General features: G+C 66.9%; 19 protein-coding genes. 6 read left to right on the top strand and 13 right to left on the bottom strand.

Features of this window, described 5'->3' with window-relative positions; genetic code table 11:
* Together I8J34_RS13705 and I8J34_RS13700 are read left to right on the top strand one after the other, a co-directional pair.
* Positions 1–662: IS4 family transposase (locus I8J34_RS13705; RefSeq protein ID WP_214362175.1), on the top strand; the 662-nt coding region annotated here is incomplete at its 5' end.
* Positions 663–1,013: 351 nt separating this feature from the next.
* A complete protein-coding gene (locus tag I8J34_RS13700; protein ID WP_214362174.1) occupies positions 1,014–1,589 on the top strand; it encodes an NnrU family protein in 576 nt (191 codons plus the stop codon).
* A gap of 283 nt (positions 1,590–1,872) precedes the next feature.
* On the opposite strand, the gene I8J34_RS13695 is transcribed toward I8J34_RS13700, so the two are convergent.
* From I8J34_RS13695 to I8J34_RS13640, 12 genes are all read right to left on the bottom strand, one after another.
* On the bottom strand, positions 1,873–3,873 hold the full coding sequence (locus I8J34_RS13695; RefSeq protein ID WP_214362173.1) for an SGNH/GDSL hydrolase family protein: 2,001 nt from the start codon (positions 3,871–3,873) through the stop codon (positions 1,873–1,875).
* A 623-nt stretch (positions 3,874–4,496) separates the two neighbouring features.
* Entirely contained in the window at positions 4,497–4,850 is a 354-nt protein-coding gene (locus I8J34_RS13690; protein ID WP_214362172.1) for a DUF971 domain-containing protein, read from the bottom strand.
* Entirely contained in the window at positions 4,847–5,716 is an 870-nt protein-coding gene (locus I8J34_RS13685; RefSeq protein WP_230411830.1) for an ABC transporter ATP-binding protein, read from the bottom strand. Before I8J34_RS13685 ends, I8J34_RS13690 begins: the two co-directional genes overlap by 4 nt.
* Positions 5,713–6,678 carry an ABC transporter permease gene (locus I8J34_RS13680; protein WP_214362171.1) on the bottom strand — a complete coding sequence of 322 codons (966 nt, stop codon included), beginning with the start codon at positions 6,676–6,678 and terminating at the stop codon, positions 5,713–5,715. The genes I8J34_RS13685 and I8J34_RS13680 overlap by 4 nt, the downstream gene beginning before the upstream one ends.
* Before the next feature lie 3 nt (positions 6,679–6,681).
* Entirely contained in the window at positions 6,682–8,037 is a 1,356-nt protein-coding gene (locus I8J34_RS13675; RefSeq protein WP_214362170.1) for an ABC transporter substrate-binding protein, read from the bottom strand.
* 211 nt (positions 8,038–8,248) lie between these two features.
* A complete protein-coding gene (fdxA, locus tag I8J34_RS13670; RefSeq protein ID WP_214362169.1) occupies positions 8,249–8,584 on the bottom strand; it encodes a ferredoxin FdxA in 336 nt (111 codons plus the stop codon).
* 72 nt (positions 8,585–8,656) lie between these two features.
* Entirely contained in the window at positions 8,657–9,604 is a 948-nt protein-coding gene (locus tag I8J34_RS13665) for a HEAT repeat domain-containing protein (protein ID WP_214362168.1), read from the bottom strand.
* Between the two features lie 10 nt (positions 9,605–9,614).
* Positions 9,615–9,848 carry a 4Fe-4S dicluster domain-containing protein gene (locus I8J34_RS13660; RefSeq protein WP_214362167.1) on the bottom strand — a complete coding sequence of 78 codons (234 nt, stop codon included), beginning with the start codon at positions 9,846–9,848 and terminating at the stop codon, positions 9,615–9,617.
* Between the two features lie 19 nt (positions 9,849–9,867).
* The gene (locus tag I8J34_RS13655) at positions 9,868–11,598 is read right to left on the bottom strand and encodes a fumarate reductase/succinate dehydrogenase flavoprotein subunit (RefSeq protein WP_214362166.1); all 1,731 of its coding nucleotides are present in this window, start codon (positions 11,596–11,598) and stop codon (positions 9,868–9,870) included.
* 68 nt (positions 11,599–11,666) lie between these two features.
* Positions 11,667–12,446 carry a GntR family transcriptional regulator gene (locus I8J34_RS13650; protein WP_214362165.1) on the bottom strand — a complete coding sequence of 260 codons (780 nt, stop codon included), beginning with the start codon at positions 12,444–12,446 and terminating at the stop codon, positions 11,667–11,669.
* 53 nt (positions 12,447–12,499) lie between these two features.
* A complete protein-coding gene (locus I8J34_RS13645) occupies positions 12,500–13,792 on the bottom strand; it encodes a sulfite exporter TauE/SafE family protein (protein ID WP_214362164.1) in 1,293 nt (430 codons plus the stop codon).
* The gene (locus I8J34_RS13640) at positions 13,711–14,718 is read right to left on the bottom strand and encodes a YeiH family protein (RefSeq protein WP_214362163.1); all 1,008 of its coding nucleotides are present in this window, start codon (positions 14,716–14,718) and stop codon (positions 13,711–13,713) included. The genes I8J34_RS13645 and I8J34_RS13640 overlap by 82 nt, the downstream gene beginning before the upstream one ends.
* Positions 14,719–14,815: 97 nt before the next feature.
* Between I8J34_RS13640 and I8J34_RS13635 the strand changes: the two genes are divergently transcribed.
* Entirely contained in the window at positions 14,816–15,691 is an 876-nt protein-coding gene (locus tag I8J34_RS13635; protein ID WP_214362162.1) for a LysR substrate-binding domain-containing protein, read from the top strand.
* A 104-nt stretch (positions 15,692–15,795) separates the two neighbouring features.
* Here the strand turns inward: I8J34_RS13635 and I8J34_RS13630 are convergent, their stop codons facing one another.
* A complete protein-coding gene (locus I8J34_RS13630) occupies positions 15,796–16,383 on the bottom strand; it encodes a LuxR family transcriptional regulator (RefSeq protein ID WP_230411829.1) in 588 nt (195 codons plus the stop codon).
* A gap of 136 nt (positions 16,384–16,519) precedes the next feature.
* On the opposite strand from I8J34_RS13630, the gene I8J34_RS13625 reads away from it, so the two are divergent.
* The 3 genes from I8J34_RS13625 (at position 16,520) to I8J34_RS13615 (ending at position 20,003) form a co-directional block, all read left to right on the top strand.
* Complete coding sequence (locus I8J34_RS13625; protein ID WP_214362161.1) at positions 16,520–17,695, top strand: acetyl-CoA acetyltransferase; 1,176 nt, start codon at positions 16,520–16,522, stop codon at positions 17,693–17,695.
* An 8-nt stretch (positions 17,696–17,703) separates the two neighbouring features.
* A complete protein-coding gene (locus tag I8J34_RS13620) occupies positions 17,704–19,224 on the top strand; it encodes a class I adenylate-forming enzyme family protein (protein ID WP_214362160.1) in 1,521 nt (506 codons plus the stop codon).
* Between the two features lie 179 nt (positions 19,225–19,403).
* Positions 19,404–20,003, top strand: coding sequence for a 2-hydroxychromene-2-carboxylate isomerase (locus I8J34_RS13615; RefSeq protein ID WP_214362159.1), 600 nt, complete (start codon positions 19,404–19,406; stop codon positions 20,001–20,003).
* Position 20,004: the final 1 nt, after the last annotated feature.

Raw genomic sequence — 20,004 nt, 5'->3', positions numbered from 1 at the left:
CCATCATCGACGCCAACATCGGCCCCTACCGGGTCAGCGAATGGGATGTGTGCGAGCCGCTGCTCGCAAGCCTTGCGCCGGACATGCTGCTGATGGCCGATCGTGGCTTCACCGGCTATCTGTATTGGCAGCAGGCGCGCCACAGCGGCGCCGAGCTGCTGTGGCGCTGCCGCGACAACCGGCAGTTCCCGGTTCTCAAGGCGCTGGACGATGGCTCTTTTCTGAGCGCGATCTACCCGAGCGACAAGGCTCGCCGTGCGGGTCAGGGGGCGATTGAAGTGCGGGTCATCGAATACGAGCTCCCCAAGCTCGACGCAGAGCCGCTTCGCTACCGCTTGATGACCAGCTTGCTCGACGACAAGGTGGCACCGGCACTGGAATTGGCGGCCTTGTATCATCAGCGCTGGCAGGTCGAGGCCGTTTTCGACGAACTCAAAACGCACCTGCAGCAGCGCCGCCGAGTGCTGCGTTCGAAGACGCCTGAGCTAGTTCGGCAGGAGTTCTACGGATGGGTTCTGGCGCACTATGCCGTGCGCTGGCTCATGCACCAAGCCGCCACCGAGCACCGCCTACGCCACGACAGCCTATCCTTCACCGCGCACGTACATCTCTTACGACGCACCCAGCCTCAGTCCGGGGCCTTTCCCCCCAGTGAAGCCTAGACGTCGAAAGCGATGGTTCGACCAGCTGCTTCATGCTGCCGCGCAACTGCGCGCTGTGCGTACGCTCGGGGAAACAACGCCCCGCCAGGTCAAGCGGCGCAACTCACCGTACGCTTCGCACGACCATCACTACCCGCGCCGAAAGCCCATCGACTGCACGCCAGCACTGCTGGCACCCAAGCCACTGTCAGTACCACCAAAAAGGGATAGGATGCGCATCTAAGCGAACAGTATTGGGTCAGGTCTTGAAACCCAACATTTCATTGCCATGCTCCCGGCCAAGGTGGTTCGCCTTGACCAGGTAGCACTCGCCCGGCACAGTCGAACGCACCCGCTTCCGGAGACCCAACCATGACCCTACTCATCCTCGGCCTGCTGCTCTTTCTCGGCGCGCACTCGATATCCATCCTCAACGCCCCCTGGCGCGACCGGATGCACGCCCGCCTGGGCGAGGCGGGGTGGAAGGGGGTGTACTCGCTGGTGTCGCTCGCCGGCTTCGTGCTCATCATCTACGGCTATGGCGCTGCGCGGATGGATCCGGTGGTGCTCTACACGCCGCCGATGGGGTTGCGCCACCTCGCCATGCTGTTGCTCGTGCCGGTGTTTCCGCTGTTCCTCGCCACTTATCTGCCCGGCCGCATTCAGCGCGTTGCGCGGCATCCGACGCTGGTCGCTACCAAGCTGTGGGCGCTGGCGCACTTGCTGGCCAATGGCACGCTGGCCGATGTGCTGTTGTTCGGGGGCTTTCTGGCCTGGGCGGTGGCGGATCGGATTTCGCTCAAGCGCCGTGCGCCGCGCGCGTTGCCGGCCTTGCCGGCAGGCAAGGCCAATGATGTGATCGCGGTTGTGGGCGGGCTGGCGATCTATGTGGCCTTTGTGTTCGGGCTGCATGGCTGGTTGATCGGGGTGGCGATCATTCCGGGCTGAACGCCCGCCGCCCATTCCCCTTCTGTGCCGCCAAACGGAGACTGGGGACGGAGGGAATTGTCATGTCGCTGCCTGAGCCCGAAGAGCGAATTTGCGCCAGACCCACCGGCGCCGGGCGTAGGCGACGCCGGCGGCACAGCGGGGGCGGATCGACGCTTCCTTTCTTGTCGCTACAAGAAAGGAAGTCGCCCGCCAGGGCGAGACCCGGCCAACGCCCCCCCACCCGAAGCCTGCAAAGCCGGAAACATCGAACGAAGCCACCGGCATCGAAAAAAAGGGGGGGTTACCGGCCAGTGGAAGACGGTTGCTGCGACGTCATCGGCGTCGGGTTCCGTGGCAATCCGTTGGCCAGATACCCGTACGGCCAGGCTGTACCCGCGGCAAGCAGGTAGTCGTTGATGGCGCGTGCGTAGGCTTGCTGTCCGAGGCGGTTCGGATGAAGGCTTGACTTCGGATTGTCCAGGTCAATGCCATTGACCCAAGGGGTATTGCTGCCGCAGATCTCATGCCCGGCAAACTGCTTCTCGACTGGTACGTAGTGCAGGCCATTTCTCTTCGCGGAGCGGGCGATGATGTCATTGAGCTTGCGGTTCGTCTCCATGAGGAACTCCTGTTCGGCGGCATCGAGTTTGATGTCGGTGTCTTCCCCGGGGGGAAAGGTGAGGGCGGCGCATTCCCGACCGCTGAGCAAGACCGGATAGCCGAGCACGAGGGTTGCCGCATTGGGCGTCAGGCGGCGGATTTCTGCGTGGGTCTGATTGATCTTCGTCTCCGCTTCTTCCAACTTCTGTGTGATCCATTCCTTCAGCGTCATGCTCGAATCCGGTGCAAAGGGTTGGTAGCTTTGGCATGACGCTTCAAGCATGCAAACCGCGAAGATGGGGATGAAGTCGGCGTCGTTGCCGCCGATGGACACGGTGACCAGATCCCTGCGCTCATCGACGCCGTTGGCAGGATCAAGCTGTGGCGGCTGGCCGTACTGGCCGTATCCTGAGGCGGTGACGTTTTCCGTGGTTGCACCGGTGCAGGCGATCAGATCGACGTCGGCGTCGAGACGGTCCAACAGCTTCTGGCTGTCGCCGGGTAGCTGCACGCTCGCGGCGTAGGCGGCGTAGGAACGGTGGCAGCCGCGCCAGTCGTCATCACTCAGATCGTGGTAGGGCAGGACGCCCTCGCCGGAGGAGTATGAGTCGCCGAGCGCGGCATAGGAGAAGCGGTCTGCGTTCACCGACAGGGCGAGTGTGTAGTCGCCCGTACCGGCAGCGCCGACACTGCCGTCGCGCACGACCACGGCGTAGAGGCCGTCGGCTGGGGCCCTGAAAGTCTTTGTAGCGCTCGTGGTGCCAGTGGCCCAGTCGACCTCCTTCGCATCTGGGCCATAGACATGGAAGGTGGGTTCCGCCGTGTCATCTTCCGATGCTAGCAAGTCTGCTCGCAGAGTCACAACGTCGCCTGACTGGGCGTGAAACACGAAACTGTCCAGATCCGCGGGGGTTATGTGACCTGACACCGAACCGTGGTTGATCAGGCGAGACGCCTCCTTGGATGCCGTCGAGCGTGCCATATGGATGCGATAGGCACCGGTGGCGTCGGCGGCCCAACTGAAGTCCTTGACGATGACCCGGTACGTTCCGGTTTTTCTTGCAAGGAACGAGGCCCAAGCGGCATCCGTACCGCCGTCCCAGGCCACCTGTTCGCCATTGGGGCCGTAGACGTAGAAGGCCGGCTGCAGGGTGTCGGTGGCGTTCGTGCGTCCGATGCTCAGGTGGATGGTGTCGCCTGCGGTGGCCGACAGAATGTAGGCATCCAGATCGCCCGGGGTGATCGATTGATCCGAAGGCGTGTAGGGGTCGAGCGCGCCATGCTCAGTGGCTTCAGCAGACGTGGCCAGATGAAGGCTGAACGCGCCGACCCCGGTGCTGAACCAGCTGTTGTCCTGCACCACGATGCGGTGCGTGCCTGATTTCGTCAGCTTGAATGATTCGGACGCCACCGGTGAGCCCCAGGCACGCTTGGCGACCTTGCCGTTCGGATCGAGAACCACGTACGACGGAGAAAATCCGTCTGCGCTGGCCATGGTTGAAAGGCTTACATGTGCCGTTGAGCCGGCGGCTCCGGAAAAAACGTAGGTTTTTTTATCGCCTTTCGTGGTGAGTTTACCGAGGATGGATCCGCCATCCTTGATCGCTGTCGGCGCGGCGACAACGGCGTTTCCGGCCAAGCCGGTACAGAGGATCAGGGCGATACTGATGAGCCCTGATCGGACCGGAAAACGACTGCACATGATGGCTCCTTTGTGGGTACGTGAACTGCACATGGCACTGCGAGCAGGCCGCAGAGGGAAATTTGTGTGACAGCGTCGCGTCATCACATTGCAAGAATATGACATTGTACTCATCATGCAGCTGGACTGTTAGGTCGCCGGTACTGAGAGAGGCGCGCGGGCTTAGCCGCTGCAAAGGGGCTCAGGGGTCAGGCCTCAATACTGCTCGCTTGGATGTGCGCCCGATCTCTTTGGGCACTGACAACGGCTTGGGCGCCAGCAGCGCTGGCGTGCAGTCGATGGGTTTTCGGCACGGCAACGCTTGCTCTGCAGCCGACTCGCTTTGCTCATAGGATCTACAAAGCTTTCGCGGCGTGACCGACCGGGGCGACGGCGAAGCCGAACCCGCGGCCCATGCCCGTTCTGTGGCGCCGAACGGAGACCGGGGACGACGGGAATTGTCGTGTCGCTGTCTGAGCCCGCAGGGGCGCGTTTGCGACACGACTCGCCGACGCCGGGCGCAGAGAGGGAACCGGCGAAGCCGGCGGAATCGCTAGGGAGCGGCGTCCATCGCCCTGTCCGACAGGACGACGGCCTGCGGACGCGCGTTCTCGTTTCGTCGGATCATCTCCGTCAACAAGGTCTCAACGGTTTGGTGCCGACCCCACCTTTGTCGACACCCGACCCTCTGCACGACGCTGCTCGTCGCCGAGCGCGCGCAGGTAGGCCCAGGGGTAGAGGCCGCGCGCATGGCCGTCGGCGAATACCAGGTGGAGCCCGTTCTCGGCCATCGGGTGGATGTCGATGACGGCCGCCGGGGCGGGCAGCGGTGCGCCCTGGCGTGCCGCCTGGGTGCAGCTGGCGCAGCGGCAGCGCTGGCGCAGCAGGCCGTGCGGCAGGGCGCTGGTGTGCCCGTCATTCCAGGCGATGAGCAGCACGGCCGAGGCGCGATGATCGGTGATGCCGATCGGCATCACCGATTCGATCGCCGCGCTCACAGGGCCGCCCTCACGCCTTCCGGCCCCAGATGCCAGTCGCGCCCCAGGCCGCCGTCCTGCAACTCGCCGCCCATGGCCGCCAGTGACTCTTCGCGGATCAGGGCCTTGAGTTGGTGATGGATGGCGAGGAATTCCGCCGACGAGGTCATGTCGGCAGTGCGCGGTCGCGGCAGGGGGATGGGGATCTCGGCCTTGATGCGCCCCGGCCGTGCGGTCATGACATACACCTTGTCCGACAGGAAGATGGATTCTTCGATGTCGTGGGTGATGAACAGCACCGACAGCTGCAGTTGATGCCACATGTGGGTGAGGATTTCCTGCATCACCACCCGGGTCTGTGCATCGAGGGCGCCGAAGGGCTCGTCCATGAGCAGCACCTGGGGGCCGGTGGCCAGCGCCCGCACGATGCCGACGCGTTGGCGCATGCCGCCGGAGAGCTGTTCGGGGTAGTGGTTTTCGAAGGCCAGCAGGCCGGCGAGCCCAAGCAGGGTGCGCGCCTTGGACTGCCGTTCGCTGCGGCACATGCCCTGCATCTTGAGGCCGAACTCGACGTTCTCGCGCACCCGCATCCAGGGAAACAGCGAGTACTGCTGAAAGACCACGCCGCGGTCGGCGCCGGGGCCTTGGATCGGCGATCCATCGACGCTGGCGGTGCCGCGGGTCGGGTCGAGAAAGCCGGCGACGATGTTGAGCAGCGTCGACTTGCCGCAGCCCGACGGCCCGACGATGGAGACGAATTCGCCGGGCTTCACGTCGAGCGAGACGCCGCTGACCGCATCGAGCGCCACGCCGTTCTGGGTGAAACTGACCGACACATCGCGGATGTCGATATGCCCGCCCTTGGTGGAGGCTGCCGTTCCCATCATGAATTCTCCTTGCCGCCGATGCCCTGCCAGGGCATGAGGATTTTCCCCGCCAGGCGGATCGCGCCGCTGCACAGCAGGCCGAGCACGCCGATGACCAGCATGCCGACGACGATGTGCGGGTACTCGATCAGCGAATACGCCTCCCAGGTGAAGTAGCCGACGCCGAACTGGCCGGAGATCATCTCGGCGGCGATCAGCGACACCCAGGCCACCCCCATGCCCACCGCCAGCCCGGTGAAGATGTGCGGCAGGGCGGCCTTGAGCACCACCTGCGTCATCAGCGCGTATTCGCTGGTGCCGAGGCAGCGCGCGGCGCGGATCAGCACCGTGTCCACCGAGGCCACGCCATGCAGGGTGTTGAGCAGGATGGGGAAGAAGGCGCCGATGAAGGTGATGAAGAGGATGCTCGACTCGGTGCTCGGCCACAGCATGATGGAAATGGGCACCCAGGCGATGGCCGGGATCGGCCGCAACACCTCCAGCGCCGGAAACACCAGGCCTTTGAACAAGGCGTAGCGTCCGCACAGCATGCCCACCACCACACCCAGCACGGTGGCGATCAGGAAGCCCACGCCGATCCGCCACAGGCTGACGCCGATGTTGGTGACGAATTTGTCGTCGCCCAGCAGGCGCAGCGCCTCGCCGAACACTTCGCCCGGCGTGGGCACGTTGTCGAAGCGGATGTAGAAGTCCCAACGGTAGGCGGTGGCCAGGTACCAGAAGCCGAGCAGCAGGCCGATCGATACCATGTTCATCAGCATCGGCCGGAGGGCCCCGCCCAGCCGGGGGCGCGGCCGGGCGGGCGGTGGCGCCGCGGCGACGGCGGGGGCCGGCGCCAGCGCGGGCACCACCGCCTCCTCGGGCACCGATGGCACCCGGGTCGCCGGCGCCGGGCCAGCGGCCCCGCCGGCGCTCAGGGCGTCCGTGTCGCGCACGGCACGCATGGTGACGGTGCTGGCCATGATTCAACTCCCCGCGGCAGCGAGCGCGTCGGCGTACAGCCCGACCCGCCCGCCATGGGCCGCCACGTAGGCTTCGGCGTCCTTCTTGAGCAGGAAGGGCACGATGTCGCCGGCGGCGTTCTTGCCGTCGAGGGCGTAGAACGCGGTATTGGCGAAGAGCTTGATCTTCGTGCCGCGGTCGAAGACGAAGGCGACCGACACCTTCTTGCCCGCCGCCATCGCCTGCTTCACCGCACTGAGGGCACAGGCGGTCGACTTGTAGGCGCTGATGCCGGCGCCGTCGATCCACACTTCGCCGGCCTGGCGCGGTGTGTCGATGGTGCCGCCGCACAGCGGGTCGGTGCCGGTGATCTCGTAGTTGGCGAAGCTGGCCTTTTCCGCGTCATAGTCCCGGCCCAGTTCCTTGTAGGCCGCGCGCACATAGGTTTCGTCCACCCATGCGTCGGCATCGAGCGGCTTGACCCGGCCCATGCGGTCGAGCACGCCGTGGTCGTACTTGACCGTCTCGATCCACTTGGGCTTGAGCGTCGGGTCCAGGGTATGCACGCCGCTGGGGCCGAGGAACATGTAGGCGACTTCCTTCTCGACCCGCGTCCATTCCTCGATCTTGGCGGCCGCGGCGACCGGGTCCTTGCGCAACCAGTCGTTGGCGGCCATCAGCGCCTTGATGTAGGCGACCACGAACTCCGGGTATTTCTTGGCGAAATCCTCGCGCACGATCACGCCGTGGAAGGTCGGCACCTTGGTCTCCGAGCCGTCGAAGATCTTGCGCGCAAAGCCGCGGTAGGGCAGCAGCTCGGCAAAGGGCACGAAGTCGGCATGACCGTCGATGCGCTTCTCCTGCAAGCTGGAGGTGCCCACCTCCGGACTCTGGCTGGAGAGCACCAGATCCTCACTCGTCCAGCCCTTGTCTTCTAGCGCCTTGAGCAGCATGCCGTGGGCGGCCGAACCGAAGGGCACCGACACCTTCTTGCCCTTGAGATCGCCCAGTTCGTACAGGGGCGAGTCCTTGTGCACCACCAGCCCGTTGCCGGCGCCGTCGGCGTTGTAGGCGATCATGGCGATGAGCCGGGTGCGCTCCTTGGGCATGGCCTGGAAGATGGCGCCATTCACCAGCAGCGGGTAGTCGCCCATCATGCCGATCTGCAAGGTGTTGGCGACCATGCCGTTGGTGACCGGCGGCCCCGAGGTGAAGTTCTGCCAGTCGATCTTGAACTCGATGTCCTTGTACTTGCCGGTCTTGGGCAAGAACTTCTCGAGCAGACCGAGTTCCTTGATGACGATGCCGCCGGTCACCGTGTTGGTGGTGGTGTTCTGGGTGCCGATGCCGACGGTGACCACTTCGGCGAGGGCGGGCATTGCCGCCAAGCTGCTGGCGAGCCATGCGGCGAGGGCGAATCGGCGGACGATTTTCTTGTTGTCGTTGTCTCGAGCGGTGTTTCTGGATCGTGCATACATGATGTGCTTCCTTGTCCAGTGAGTTGTCGTTTCGTTCGAGTACTGCGGGGGGTTGGGGGTTACGGTCGGGTTAGGGGTTGAGAAAGGGAGGGGTTGGCGGATGGCCCAGGCGTCATGCCGTGGCCGGGTTTTCAATGAGGGCGCGCTTGTCGGTGATCGCCGCCCAGCGCTCGGCCTCGGGCAGCGGCTCGCCGGCTGCGACGATCACCGGCCACTCGGCGGCCAGGCGCGCGTTGATGTCGATGAAAGCCAGCTGATCCGGCGGCAGATCGGCCTCGTCGTAGATCGCCCCGATGGGGCACTCGGGCACGCACACACCACAGTCGATGCAGGTGTCGGGGTCGATGACGAGAAAGTTCGGCCCTTCGTGGAAACACTCCACCGGGCACACCGACACGCAGTCGGTGTATTTGCACTGCACACAGGCTTCGGTAACGACGAAAGTCATGACGGCTCTCCTGTCTGTCCGGCCGCCTCGGGGCCGGCACGAAGGGGGTGAAGGGGTGTCCGCGCAGGCGCCCTATTTCTGCGCCAGGCCGATGGCGGTGAGCGCCAGGCGCGAGAGCTTGCGCACGTCCGGGTCGGCATCGTCGAGCGCCTTTTCCAGCGCCGGGATGGCACGCGGGTCGGCCAGCTCGCCGAGGGCGATCGCCGCCTCCTTGCGCAGGTTGCCGATGGGGTGCGACAAGGCCGCCACCAACGCCGGCAGCCCGGCGGCCGCCTTGAGCAGGCCGAGACTGCGCGCCGCCTTCACCCGCACCTGCCAGTACTCGTCCTGCATGGCATGGACGAGGTCGGCAATGGCCAGGCCGAAGCGCAGCTTGCCGATGGTCTGGGCCGCCTCCTCGCGCACTTGCCAGGCGGTGTCGCCCAGGGCGCGGGTGAGCGCCGGCAGCACGCTGATTTCGGTGGCATAGCCGAGCGCGCCGACGGCAATGCGGCGCACCTCGGCGTCCGGGTCGTGGGCGGCCACTTCGGCCAGATCTCCGACCGCCTCGGGTTTGCGCAGGTAGCCGAGCACGCCGACGGCCTCGCGGCGCACGCCGGGGTCGGGGTCGCGCAGGGCGCCCATGGCCGGGGCGAAGGCGGCCTCGACCCGCAGCGCACGCACCGCGCGGAAGGCCAGCAGGCGCACTTCGGCGGCATGGCCTTCCAGCAACGGCAGCAAGGGGCCGGCCGATGCGCTCAGCTTGAGCTCGGCGAGCACCTCGCCGGCGGCGGCGCGCACCTCGGCATCGGCATCGAGCAGCATCGGCGCCAGCGCGGCGACCACTTCCGGTTCCTCAAAACCTTCGAGCGCGCGGACCGCTTCGGTGCGCACGGTGGCATCGGGGTCGGCCAGGCGCGGCAACAGCAGCGGCACGATGTCGTCCTCGTCGCTGTAGGGCAGGTCGATCACCGCCAGGCGACGGACCTCGGCATCCTCGCTGGCGAGGCGCTCGGCAATGGAGAAGCTGGTGATATCCATGGCCATGTCCTCAGCGCAGCAGGTAGGGGATGCTGACCTTGACCGCATCGGTCGGGCAGTCGGTTTCGCAGGGCAGGCAGTACCAGCATTCGTCGTACTTCATGAAGGCCTTCTTCTTCAGCATGTCGATGGCGAGCACGTCGAGCGGACACACATCGACGCACACGGTGCAGCCCTTCTCGGCGATGCACTTGCTCTCGTCGACGACGACGGGCGCTTGGGTGAGGGTGGTGGCGATACTCATGTCGGGTTCCTCCGGGCGATCAGGCGGCGGCTGCGCTGCGTTCGACACGCAGGCGTTGGTAGGCGGTGCGCTCTTCTTCGTCGATGGGCACGATGTAGGGCTCGATCGCCTTCTTGCGCACGCTCATGCGGCCGTCGGCATCGCGGCTGAGCAAGGTGTGGCAGAACCAGTTCTCGTCGTCGCGCTCGGGGTGGTCGATGTTGTAGTGGTACAGGCCCCAGCGGCTCTCGGTGCGGAACATCGAGGCGCGCGCGGCCATCTCGGCGCAGTCGAGAATGGAGAGCGCCTCCATGGCGCGCATCAGCTCGTGCGGGTTGGTGGCCATCATCGCGGTGGCGTCTTCGCGCACTTCGTCGAAGCGGCGCAGGCCGATCTCGTACTTGCGCGTGATCTTGGGCGGCTGCAGGTAGTCGTTCACCAGGCGGCGCGTCTTGTATTCGATCTGGAAGGGGGTGAGCCCTTCGCTGCGCGCCAGGGGCGCGCCGATGCGCGCCTCCTCGGCGGCAATCGCGCCGTCGTCGATGCACCCCTTGGCCGCCCCACCGCAGTAGTCGGCCGCGTTCTGCCCGCACAGGCGACCATAGACGAAGGCGCCGAGCATGTAGTTGTGCGGCACGCTGGCGCAGTCGCCGGCGGCATAGAGCCCCTTCACCGAGGTTTCGCCGCGCGCGTTGGTCCAGATGCCCGAGGCGCTGTGGCCGCTGCAGAAGCCGATCTCGGAGATGTGCATCTCGACCATCTGCTTGCGGTAGTCGTTGCCGCGCTTCTCGTGGAAGCGCCCGCGGCTGGGGCGCTCGTTGGTGTGCAGGATGTGCTCGATCTCGCTGATGGTTTCCGCGGCGAGATGGTCGAGCTTGAGAAACACCGGCCCGTTGCCGCCCTGCAGTTCGTTGTAGAACTCCATCATCATCTGGCCGCTCCAGTAGTCGCATTCGATGAAGCGCTCGCCCTTCGAATTGGCGGTGAAGCCGCCGAAGGGGCCGGTCACGTAGGCACAGGCGGGGCCGTTGTAGTCCTTGATCAGCGGGTTGATCTGGAAGCATTCGAGGTTCGCCAGATCGGCCCCCGCGTGATAGGCCATGGCATGGCCGTCACCGCAGTTGGTGGGGTTCTCGTAGGTGCCCATCAGGTAGCCGGAGGCCGGCAGGCCGATGCGCCCCGCCGCGCCGGTGCTGAGCACCGCCGCCTTGCAGCGGATGACGTAGAAATCGGCGGTGCGGCAGTCGAAGCCCATCACGCCGGTGATCTCGCCATCGGCGCCGGTGAGCAGCCGGGTGACGACCACACGGTTGGTGATCTCCACCCGCGCACGCTTGAGCTGGCGGTAGAGGATCTTCTTCATGTGGTGGCCTTCGGGCATCGGCAGCACGTAGCTGCCCAGGTGATGCACCTTGCGCACCGCGTAGTCGCCGGTTTCGTCCTTCTCGAACTTCACGCCCCAGCGATCGAGCTCCTGGATCATGTCGAAGCTGTTGGCCGCATAGGCCATCACCGCTTCCTGATCGACGATGCCGTCGTTGGCGATGGTGATTTCCTTGACGTACTGCTCGGGCGTGGCATGGCCCGGAATGACCGCATTGTTGAGGCCGTCCATGCCCATCGAGATCGCGCCCGAACGCTTGACGTGGGCCTTGTCGATCAGCAGCACCTTGAGCTGCGGGTTCTGTTGCTTCGCTTTCACCGCGGCCATCGGCCCACCGGTGCCACCGCCGATGACGACGATGTCGAACTCCATATCGATGCGTTTCATGATTTCTCCTGGGGGTTGAGCGAGTGCTGCACCATCCTTCAATCGCAGGGCCGTTTCTGTGCCGGTCCTCAGCTTCGGTCGATCCGCAGGCGGTACTGGAAGGCATCGCCGCGGTAGTAGAGAAACTCAAAATCGATGGGCCGCTCGCCGGCATAGGTCAGCCGCTCGATACGCAACAGCGGCGAGCCCTCGGCCACGTCGAGATGGCGGCCCAGCGACTCCTCGGCCGAGATCGCCTCGATCTGCACGTCCGCATGGGTGAGGTTGTGGCCGTAGTCGTTTTCGAGAATGACGAAGATGTCGCGGGTGGCGAGGTCTTCCTGCGTCAGGCGCTGGCCGATATCGATCGGGAAGTAGCTGACATCCACCGAAATGGGCTCGCGGTTCAGATAGCGCAGCCGCTGGATCTCGAACACCGGGCTGCCCTCGGCCAGCGCCAGGCGCTGCGCCACCACCGCGCTGGCCGGCACCTCGCGGGCGCTCAGCAACATGGCATAGGTCTCGTAGCCGGATGGCGCCATCGCCTCGCCGAAACCCTGCAAGCGCGACAGGCTCTGGAAGGCCTTGGGCTTGGCCACAAAACTGCCCTTGCCCATCACCTTGAAGATCAGCCCTTCCTTTTGCAGATCGCCGAGTGCCTGGCGGATGGTGATCCGGCTCACCCCGAAGCGCGCGATCATCTGGCTCTCCGAAGGCATCTGCGAATGCGGCGGGTAGGTGCCATCGAGAATGCTGCGCCGCAGCGCCTCGCGGATCTGGCTATACAGGGGCACCGGCGAGACGGCATCCAGCGCATGGGTTGCCTCGGAGCGCTTCGATTCGGCACGCTTGTTTCCACTTCGAACCATGTCTTTTCTTCCTATTTTTTCTGTCATGCACAGCTTGTTATGACGAGTACTAACTAGCAATTCAGATGCCAACTTTTCCGCGTCGCACAAAACTTCATCAAGCCATTGTTTTTCATTGGATTTTTAAAATTCGCGCGGCAATTTTCCGCGCCTTTTTCGGTGGTTTTTGCACCGGCCGGGTGCGGCACTGCACCAAAAGCGAAATCGCAGTGCGCCCCGCTCCGGTCGCCCCCCGGTGCCACGGCCGCGTGGGCATCGCGCGGCCAGGCCGCCATGACCCCGGCCGCGATCAGCAGCACCAGCACCACCGGCCGGAAATGACGCTTGCCCAGATGCCGATACAGCCGCGCCCCGCCGATGCCACCCACATGAAACAGGGGCGCCAGCGACAAGCCGAGCAGGATATCCGCCCATGAAAGCAGGCCCAGCGCCGCCACCGCCAGCACGGCCACCGGGTACAACACGGCGAAGAAGACGATGAAGTTGGCGCGCGCGCGATGCCCATCCGGCTCGACGCCCAACAAATAGAGAATGGCGGGCGGCCCGCCCACGCCGCCAAAGCCGGTCAGCACGCCGCTGAGCATGCCGACGCCGAGCGACAGCCGCAGCGAACGCCCCTTGACCAGGATCGCCCCCGACATCAAGCCGATCGCACTCAGGATCACTGCCCCGCCGACCACCATGCCGAAAGCCTGCGCCGGCAAGGCACCGACCAGGGCGATGCCGCAGGGCACCCCCGCGAACGCCGCCATGCTCATCGGCAACATCACTTGGCGGTCGATCGCGCGGCTGGCGGTGCGCAAGGCGGTGCGCCCCATCGGCAGGGCATTGAGCAAGGTGACCAGGCACATGGTCTCCCGGGCGCTCAGCACCAGCGACATCAAGGGCGCCATCAACAGCGCCGCGCCGAAACCGGTCAGCCCGCGCAGCGCGCCACCGGCCAGCGCGGCCAACAACACCACCGCCCAGGTCAAGGCATCGCGGGCGGCAAGAAAATGGGTGATTTCGTTCAAGGTCGTCCTTTCCGTGAATGGCGCGGCCGGCTGCGCAGGCCGTTGCGGACAACGGACGGCCCATCGCGCGGCGGCGCGCACCAACTTGTTATGACAAGTCATTCCAAGCAAAAGACGCGCCATCCCGAAAGCACCGACGACCCGAGCTATCTCATTGAATTCATGGGCGAGCGCGCCGCCCCCGTGGGCCTGCCTTCGCCCTGCCACGGTGCGCCGTGGCGGGCGTTGCCATGTGCCGGTGCATGGCCTGCTCATGCCAGCCGGGCCAGCCCGTTCGCGATGCCGAGACCGGCCACCAACAGGTAGGCCCACAGCAAGGCGGCCAGCAACCACACCCGGGCGCCGGCCGCACGCACATCCACCAGCCGGGTCGCCGCGCCCAGCGCGGCCAGCCCGGCGGCCAACAGGCACTGCGCCAGACCGGCGCCGGCCGCCTGCACCGTCGGCGGCAGCACGCCACCGGCGTTCAAGGCGATGGCGGCGAAGAATGCCCACAGAAACACCGGCACCCGCACCCGCCGGCCGCCGTTGGCGCGCCCGTCGAGCCAGGCGATCCAGATCATCGCCGGCGCCAGCAGCATCACCCGCATCATCTTGGCGATCAGCGCGGTGCTCGACACCTCCGGCCCCAGGGGGCTGGCCGCCGCCACCACATGACCGAGTTCATGCACCGTGAGGCCGATCCACACGCCGAACTGCGCCGGCGGCAAGCCCACCCCGTGAAACAGCAGCGGCAGGCCGTACATGCCCAGGGTGCCGAACACCACCACCGCGGCAACGGCCGCCGACACCTGGCGTGCCCGCGCACCGAGCACCCCGTCGGCGGCGGCCACGGCGGCCGCGCCACAGATGGCGCTGCCCGCACCGATCAGCAAGGCACTGTGCCGGTCGAGCCCGAGGCGGCCACCGAGGACTTGCGCCAGCCACAGGGTCGAGGCCACGACAAACACCGCCGACAGTGCACCGGCCCAGCCCACGGCGGCGAATTCGTCCACGCCGATGCGCAAGCCGTACAAGGCGATCCCCGCGCGCATCAGCGGGCCGCGCGCCAGCGCCAGGCCGGCACGGCCGCGTGCCGGCAAGGCCGGCCACAGATTGCCCACCACCATGCCCAGCGCCACCGCCATCGGCAGCCAGCCGAGGCCGCGACTGCCGATGGCCGGAATCGCCGCCAGCAGGGCCGCCGTCAGCGTGATCGCGGCGCACGCGGTGAGGCCGAGGCGGATTTCAGGGCGGGGCAGGACGGCGCTTATGTTCATCAAGGCATATCGAAAGGCTCGGATGGCATAAGACTAAGAATCGCTCTAGTATTCGTAAATGGCATCCAAGTTACCTGTTCATAATCTGAGCTCATAGATGAACCTGCACCTGCTTCGTGTCTTCGTCACCGTGGTCGAGGCCAACAGCTTTTCGCGTGCCGCCGACCTGCTCGGCATCAGCCAGCCCGCCACCTCCAAGGCCGTCAAGGAACTCGAACACCAGCTCGACACGGTGCTGCTCGACCGCCAGGGCAAGCGCTTTGTGCCCAGCGCGCCCGGACAGGCGCTGTACGACTACGGCCGCACCATCTTCGCGCTCGAGCGCGAGGCGGACGAGGCCGTCAAGTCCTACTCCGCGCTCGAACGCGGGCACCTGGTGATCGGCGCGAGCACGACCATCGCCACCTACTGGCTGCCGCCGAGCCTGCTCGCGTTTCGCCAGCACCACCCGGGCGTGACCGTGAGCGTGATCAGCGCCAACACCGATCACATTGCCGAGCTGTTGCTCGATTGCCGGGTGGATGTGGCCCTGGTCGAGGGCGAGGTCAGCGATCCACGGATCGACATCCGCCCCTGGCGCAGCGAAGAGATGATCGTGGTGGCACCGCGGGCGTTCACCGACGAAAAGGCCGACCCCGCGTCCCTGGCCAGCTGCCTGTGGGTGATGCGCGAACGCGGCTCGGGCAGCCGCGCCGCCGCGGAGCGCATCCTCGCCGAGCAGCAGATCACCCCGGCCCAGGTAATCGAAGTCGGCAGCAACGAAGCCATCGTGCAGTCGGTCGCCGCCGGCATCGGTCTGGGGCTGGTGCCGCGCATCTGCGCCCGCGACCAGCTCGCACTCGGCCGCGTGCGCAAGCACGCCATCGGCAGCCAGGCATGCATGCGCCAGCTCTATCGCATGCGCCTGCCACGCCGCCCCGTGAGCCAACCGGCGCTGGCCTTCGAGGCCCTCCTGGCGGGCAGAACGGCATAGGGAAGACACTCGCCGACCGTGCCACTCCCGCCAGCAGTGGCCTCATTGGTGTGAGATCCGTGGACGCGGGTCGGCCATGCTGCCGGGCCGGTCGCCCGCCCACCTCAGCTGATCACGATGATCCGCGACACCAGCTCGGCGGTGTTCTTGGCCTCAAGCTTTTTCATCAGCCGCGCCCGGTGCGTCTCCACCGTGCGATGCGAGATGCCCAGCTTGCGGGCGATCTCCTTGCAGGTGAGGCCGTTGACGATGTAGGTCGAGACCTCCCGCTCGCGGGCGGTGAGGCGGACGGTGCTGCGCAGCGGCGCGTCGAGCCGCTCGAAGCTCCACACCATGAGGTCAAAGGGGTCGCGCGGAGTCAGCGTGACACCCTGCGCGCGCGCCCAGAACACCTCGCCGTTGCGATCCTGCATGAAGCGCTCGTCGGCATAGCTGCGGCTCTGGCGCAGCCAAGCCAGGCAGCGCTCGCCGATGGCGCGAAAATCGGCCATCGACGGATACAGCTTGAGGATCAGCTGGCCCTGCAGCTCGGCGGCCGGATAGCCGAACAGGCGGGCAAAGGCGTCGTTGAACTTGACCATGAGCCGGTGGTGGGTGATCACCTGCGCCGTGGGCGAGACCCGGAAGACCAGTTGCTCCAGCTCCGCCGCGCTCATGCGGGCGAGCGCGGCGCCGTCGACATCATTGAACATGTTCAAACTCGCTTGCCATCAACGAACGATACGCGCTCATGTACGTAGTTGAACGGATAGAGTGCGCGCCGGCCGGCTTCGTAAAGTGACTGCATCAGCAACGCTTCATCGCACAACGATACCGGAGGAGGACAGCATGGCAGAGAACGTTTCCATCGTCGCCAGCGGGCACACCCGCTTCGGCCGCCTGGACGGCCAGACCCTGGAAGATCTGATCGTCGCGGCCGCGGCGGAGGCCATCGACGAGGCCGCCATCGACCCGGCCGAGATCGACGCCGTGTATCTCGGCCACTTCAACTCGGGCATGGTGGCGGACGGTTTTGCCGCCTCGCTGATCCACCAGACCCACCCCGGCCTGCGCTTCAAGCCGGCCACCCGCTGCGAGAACGCCTGCGCCTCGGGCGCCGCCGCCATCTGGGCCGGGGTCAACGCCATCCGCGCCGGCGATGCCGAGCTGGTGCTGGTGGTCGGCGCCGAGAAGATGACCGCCAACACCACCGAGCAAGTCACCCGCGCGCTGGCCGGCGCCGGCTACCAGAACAATCCGGACGAAGCCGGCCTGAGCTTTCCGCAGCTGTTCGGCATCGCGGCGCAGCAATACCAGGCACGCTACCGCGACCCGCTGCCGGCAATGGCGCAGATCGCGGCCAAGAACCACGCCAACGCGATGTTCAACCCGCTGGCCCACATGCAGCGCGAGGTCAGCGTCGAATTCTGCAGCACCGTCTCCGACAAGAACCCGCTGATCGCCCCGCCCCTGCGCATGACCGACTGCTCGCTGATCACCGACGGCGCGGCGGCGATCCTCCTGGCCTCGCCGGCACGCGCCAAGCGCTTCCCGCGTGAGGTGGGCCTGCGTGCCATGGCGCAGGTGAACGACTTCCTGCCGCTGGGCAAGCGCGACTTCCTGGCCTTTGAAGGGCCGCAGCGGGCCATCGCACAGGCCTACGCCCAGGCCGGCATCAGCGCGGCGCAGCTCGACTTTGCCGAGGTGCACGACTGCTTCACCATCGCCGAACTGCTGATCTACGAGGCCATGGGCCTGGCGCCGAAGGGCGAGGGCCATCGCGCCCTGGCCGAGGGCACGGTGCTGCGCGACGGCGCGCTGCCGGTGAACCTGTCCGGCGGCCTCAAGGCCAAGGGCCATCCGGTGGGCGCCACCGGCGTGTCGATGCATGCGCTGGGCTTCCGCCAGCTCACCGGCCGCGCCGGCGACATCCAGCGCACCGACGCCGCGCTGGGGCTGGTGTTCAACATGGGCGGGGCGGCGGTGGCCAACTACGCCTCGATCCTTGAAGCCAAGCGCGCCTGAGTGCAGCGATGAACGTCGCCAACTGGCTCCATGCCACGGCCCACCGGCATCCGACGGCGCCAGCCCTGCTCACCGGCGAGACCCTGCACGCCGACTACCTGGGCTTCGCCCGCCGCGCGGCCTCGCTGGCGCGCTGCCTGACCGAGGCGCACGGCCTGCGCCGCGGCGACCGGGTCGCGGTGTTCGCGCACAACAGCGTGGAATACCTCGAAGTGCTCTACGCCGCGTGGTGGGCGGGCGCCGTGGTGGTGCCGATCAACCACAAGCTGCACCCCACCGAGGCGGCCTGGATCGCCGACCATGCCGAAGCACGCCTGATGCTGACCGACAGCGGCGAGCGCTTCGCCGCCGGCACCCTGCCGGCGGGCTGCACCGAGCTGGCCCTGCTGGGCGAAGGCTACGCGCAGATGGCCGGCGCCCATGCCGAGCTGAGCCCGCCGCAGCTGGTGGCGCCGGACGACCTGGCCTGGCTGTTCTACACCTCGGGCACCACCGGGCGGCCCAAGGGCGTGATGCTCTCGCATGCCAACCTGACCGCCATGACCACCTGCTACCCGGTGGACGTCGACCCGGTGAGCCCGGCCGACGCCGCGCTGTACGCGGCGCCGATGTCGCATGGCGCCGGGCTGTACAACTTCATCCATGTGCGCTGCGGCGCGCGCCATGTGGTGCCGCCGTCGCGCGGCTTCGATGCCGACGAGATCCTGGCGCTGGCGCCGCGGCTGCGCGAGGTGTCGATGTTCGCCGCGCCGACCATGGTCAAGCGCCTGGTCGACGCCGCGCGGCGCAGCGGCAGCACCGGTGAGGGCATCAAGTCGATCATCTACGGCGGCGGGCCGATGTACCTGGCCGACATCCAGGCCGCGCTGGCGGTGCTGGGGCCGCGCTTCATCCAGATCTACGGCCAGGGCGAGAGCCCGATGACCATCACCGCGCTGGGCCGGCGCGAGATCGCCGACCGCGACCACCCCGACTGGGAACGCCGGCTGCTGTCGGTGGGCATGGCGCAGACCTGCGTGGACGTGAGGGTGGTCGACGTGGCGCTCAACCCGCTGCCGGCCGGCGCCACTGGCGAGATCGTGGTGCGCGGCGCCGCAGTGATGCGCGGCTACTGGCGCAACGAGGCGGCCACCGCCCAGGCGCTGAGCGACGGCTGGCTGCGCACCGGCGACATCGGCCACCTGAGCGAGGACGGCCTGCTGACGCTGACCGACCGCTCGAAGGACGTGATCATCTCCGGCGGCAGCAACATCTACCCGCGCGAGGTCGAGGAGGTGCTGGCCCTGCACGCGGGCGTGGCGGAGGTGTCGGTGGTCGGCGCGCCCGAGCCGGAGTGGGGCGAGATCGTCGTCGCCTTCGTGGTGCCGCGCGCGCCGGGCGCCGTCGATGCCGCCGCGCTCGACCAGTGGTGCCGGCAGCACATCGCCTCGTTCAAGAAACCCAAGCAGTACCACTTCTGCGACGAGCTACCCAAGAACAGCTACGGCAAAATACTCAAGACCGAACTGCGCAAACGACTGCCGGCCTGATCCCACCCCGGCGCGACGCACTGCTCCGACCCGGGACACCATGACGAGCCGCTGGGTGGCCGGCGGGGGCTCGCCAACGGCAGCCGGCCTGTGCCAGGATGTGACGCACACAAACGCGCACCGGCCGGGCCCCCGCCCGCGACCGGGCCGCGCACACCCCCGCGACAGGAACGCCGCCCATGCCCCAAGCACTCGACTACTACTTCGTCCTCAACTCCCCCTGGAGCTACCTGGCCGCCCGCCAGCTCGGCGGCATCGTCGAGCGCACCGGCGCCGAGCTGCGGCTCCGGCCGGTGCAATTGCCCAAGCTGTTCGCCGCCACCGGCGGCCTGCAACTGCGCGACCGGCCGCCGGCGCGCCAGGCCTACCGGTTGCAGGAACTGGCGCGCTGGAGCCGGCATCTGGGCGTGCCGATGCATATCCAGCCGACGCATTTCCCGGTCGACGAGCGCCTCGCCGTCGGTGCCGTGCTGGCCGCGCTGGCGGCCGGGCATGAGGCTTTGCCGCTGACCGTCGCCTTCGGTCAGGCCTTGTGGACCGACAACCGCAACCTGGCCGACGAGGCGGTCGTGGCCGACCTGCTGGCCAGCGCGAATCTGCCGGCGAGCCTGCTCGCCGAGGCGCGCGACCCGCGCCATGACGCGACGCTGGCGGCCAATACCGAGGCGACCATCGCGGCGAACGTGTTCGGGGTGCCGAGCTGCGTGATCGGCAACGAGGTGTTCTGGGGGCAGGACCGGCTGGATTTCGTGGAGCGGGCGCTGACGCAGCCCGCCTGAC

This window comes from Denitromonas iodatirespirans (assembly GCF_018524365.1).
Taxonomy (GTDB): domain Bacteria; phylum Pseudomonadota; class Gammaproteobacteria; order Burkholderiales; family Rhodocyclaceae; genus Nitrogeniibacter; species Nitrogeniibacter iodatirespirans.
This window is presented reverse-complemented; position numbering and strand designations above follow the sequence as displayed.

Excerpts from the sequence above, each read along its gene's own strand:
- I8J34_RS13665 (WP_214362168.1), bottom strand. The coding sequence starts at position 9,604 with ATGGATATCACCAGCTTCTCCATTGCCGAGCGCCTCGCCAGCGAGGAT.
- I8J34_RS13620 (WP_214362160.1), top strand. The coding sequence starts at position 17,704 with ATGAACGTCGCCAACTGGCTCCATGCCACGGCCCACCGGCATCCGACG.
- I8J34_RS13655 (WP_214362166.1), bottom strand. The coding sequence starts at position 11,598 with ATGAAACGCATCGATATGGAGTTCGACATCGTCGTCATCGGCGGTGGC.
- fdxA (WP_214362169.1), bottom strand. The coding sequence starts at position 8,584 with ATGACTTTCGTCGTTACCGAAGCCTGTGTGCAGTGCAAATACACCGAC.
- I8J34_RS13615 (WP_214362159.1), top strand. The coding sequence starts at position 19,404 with ATGCCCCAAGCACTCGACTACTACTTCGTCCTCAACTCCCCCTGGAGC.
- I8J34_RS13640 (WP_214362163.1), bottom strand. The coding sequence starts at position 14,718 with ATGAACATAAGCGCCGTCCTGCCCCGCCCTGAAATCCGCCTCGGCCTC.
- I8J34_RS13650 (WP_214362165.1), bottom strand. The coding sequence starts at position 12,446 with ATGGTTCGAAGTGGAAACAAGCGTGCCGAATCGAAGCGCTCCGAGGCA.
- I8J34_RS13660 (WP_214362167.1), bottom strand. The coding sequence starts at position 9,848 with ATGAGTATCGCCACCACCCTCACCCAAGCGCCCGTCGTCGTCGACGAG.
- I8J34_RS13695 (WP_214362173.1), bottom strand. The coding sequence starts at position 3,873 with ATGTGCAGTCGTTTTCCGGTCCGATCAGGGCTCATCAGTATCGCCCTG.
- I8J34_RS13630 (WP_230411829.1), bottom strand. The coding sequence starts at position 16,383 with ATGTTCAATGATGTCGACGGCGCCGCGCTCGCCCGCATGAGCGCGGCG.
- I8J34_RS13635 (WP_214362162.1), top strand. The coding sequence starts at position 14,816 with ATGAACCTGCACCTGCTTCGTGTCTTCGTCACCGTGGTCGAGGCCAAC.
- I8J34_RS13700 (WP_214362174.1), top strand. The coding sequence starts at position 1,014 with ATGACCCTACTCATCCTCGGCCTGCTGCTCTTTCTCGGCGCGCACTCG.
- I8J34_RS13680 (WP_214362171.1), bottom strand. The coding sequence starts at position 6,678 with ATGGCCAGCACCGTCACCATGCGTGCCGTGCGCGACACGGACGCCCTG.
- I8J34_RS13685 (WP_230411830.1), bottom strand. The coding sequence starts at position 5,716 with ATGATGGGAACGGCAGCCTCCACCAAGGGCGGGCATATCGACATCCGC.
- I8J34_RS13675 (WP_214362170.1), bottom strand. The coding sequence starts at position 8,037 with ATGCCCGCCCTCGCCGAAGTGGTCACCGTCGGCATCGGCACCCAGAAC.
- I8J34_RS13625 (WP_214362161.1), top strand. The coding sequence starts at position 16,520 with ATGGCAGAGAACGTTTCCATCGTCGCCAGCGGGCACACCCGCTTCGGC.